This window comes from Kribbella swartbergensis, from assembly GCF_054784135.1.
In genome coordinates this window covers 169,350-171,722 of record NZ_BAAGPM010000041.1, presented here as the reverse complement: position 1 = coordinate 171,722, position 2,373 = coordinate 169,350, and the positions used below count along the sequence as shown (strand labels likewise).

The following is a 2,373-nucleotide window of genomic DNA, read 5'->3' as shown; positions in this document are numbered from 1 at the left end:
GGTCAGCCCAGCCCCGACCAGCGCACCCACCGCCACCCCGTCCTCGGCCACCGCACCCGCCGTCACCACCCCTCCCATCACCACATCCACGGTCACCCCACCCACCGCCACTCCGTCCACGGTCAACCCACCCCCGGCCAGCGCACCTACCGCGACCCCACCCGCGGTCAGCACACCCACGGTTACCGCAGCTAGCGTCCCCCCGTCCTCGGTGACCGCACCCGCCGTCGCCCCACCCACCGCCACCCCACCCACGGGCAGCGCACCCGCCATCACCACCCCGCCCGCCAGCACATCCACAGTCACCTCACCCACCGCTATCCCATCCCCCGTCACCACGTCGGCGGTCACTCCACCGTCGGTCACCACACAAGCCGTCACGGCACCCACCGTCTCGCCGTCCGCAACCGGCCGCCCCGTTCCACCCGCACACCGAACAGCTCTCTCCGGTTTGGCTCCGCCAGCCCTCGTATCGCCACCCGGCACTCCACCCACGGCCCCCACCACCAGGTCAGCCACCCCAACCACCCGCAACAAGCTCGCCCCCAGCCACGCCCTGACCCGCTGACTACCTCACCCGAGACCTTCGGGACGTGCTGGTCGGTCAGGCGTCGACGGGACGGTGAAGGGTTTCTACGAGGTGGTCGACGACGGTGTCGGGGGTGCGGATCCAGTCGGTGGTGAGGACGTGGTGGACACGCCAGCCGGTCGCGGTCAGGGCTCGGGGATGCGTGGTCAGTCGTTCGAGCAACGAGTCGCCGGCGATGCGTTCGGGGGTGTCCACCAGTACGGCGAGCCGATGTCCAGCCTCACCCGGCAACCTCAACGCCAAATCACACCGGAACACAGACTCACCCACGCCTGTCTCCACCTCCACCCCCCGAGCCTCCAAGGCCTCCCGCAACTGCTCAACCACAGCGGCCCCCGACCCACCGCCGATCTCCCCGGCTGCACCTCGATCAAACTCCCCGTCAGCACGAACCACTAACCCGCCGCCACCACGGGCACCGCCACCGCCACGGGCACCGGCACCGGCACTGGCACCGGCACTGGGACTGGCACCGGCACTGGGACTGGCACCGGCACCGGCACTGACACCGACGGTGGCACCGGCACCGGCACTGGCACCGGCACTGGGACTGGCACCGGCACCGGCACTGACACCGACGGTGGTACCGGCACCGGCACTGGCACCGGCACTGGGACTGGCACCGGCACCGGCACTGACACCGACGGTGGCACCGGCACCGGCACTGACACTGGCACCGGCACCGGCACTGACACCGGCACTGGCACTGACACCGGCACTGGCACTGGCACTGGCACTGGCACCAACCCTCACACCGCCCGCGACTGATGCGAGGGTGGACTTGGCGGCGGGGATGTTGCCTTGGGAGATGGCGGTGGCGTAGGTGAGGAAGCGGCGGAGGGTGTTGGCGCCGTCGTTGTAGGTGTTGGTGATGGCGTCGGGTTCGATGCTGCTGACGACGACCATGTGTTCGCGGGCACGGCTGAAGATGACGTTGAGGCGCTTCTCGCCGCCGGCGGTGTTGATCGGGCCGAAGTTCATCAGCATCCGGCCGTCGGGTCCGGCGGCGTAGCAGACGCTCATCAGCACGATGTCGCGTTCGTCGCCCTGGACGTTCTCCAAGTTCTTCACGAACAGGCCGATGTCCTGCTCGCCGTGTGTACGGACCTGTTCGGCCTCGTACAGCGCGGCGAAGCCGGGATCCGCCTCCGCCAGTTCGTCCAGGGCTCGTTCGATCTCGCCCTGCTGGGCTTCGGAGAACGCGACGATGCCGATGCTCTTGCCGGTTTGGCGACCGAGCAGCTCGCGCACCAGACCGGCGATCCATCGAGCTTCGGCAGGGTTGGTACGTCGTACGTAGACACCGTCGAGGAGCCGTACGGCGGTGATGCTGCCGGCCAGCAAGCTGTCGCACACCTCGGTCAGCGCGGGCGCGTCCGATCGCAATGTCCAGGGCGGCGCGGCGTGGGCGGGAAGCCGGTCCGGCACAGTCGCCAGGCGACCCTGGTAGAACGCGGCGTTGCTGAACGAGATCAGCGCCTCCGAACGGCTTCGGTAATGCCAAGTCAGCATCGTCGACGCGAGCCGCAGCGCGCTGATCGACAAGAAGCTGTCCTCGGTCAACGCGATCCCAACCTGTTCAGCAGCCCCGTCATCCTCGAACTCGTCCAGGGTCACCGCGGGAGTTTGGTGGCTGGTGGGGAGCGTTGCGGGGTCGGGGTGGACTGCGGGGGTTTGGTGGCGGATGGGGTGGGTTGGGACGTCGGGGTGGACTGAGAGGGTTTGGTGGCGGGTGAGGTGGGTTGGGACGTCGGGGTGGACTGAGAGGGTTTGGTGGCGGGTGA

At 68.9% G+C, this 2,373-nt stretch carries 2 protein-coding genes; both read right to left on the bottom strand.

Annotated features, from left to right (window positions below):
* Positions 1-306: hypothetical protein (locus ACYVOK_RS33755; protein ID WP_460666659.1), on the bottom strand; the 306-nt coding region annotated here is incomplete at its 3' end.
* Between the two features lie 298 nt (positions 307-604).
* Entirely contained in the window at positions 605-2,206 is a 1,602-nt protein-coding gene (locus tag ACYVOK_RS33750) for an AAA domain-containing protein (protein WP_460666658.1), read from the bottom strand.
* Positions 2,207-2,373 lie beyond the last annotated feature (167 nt).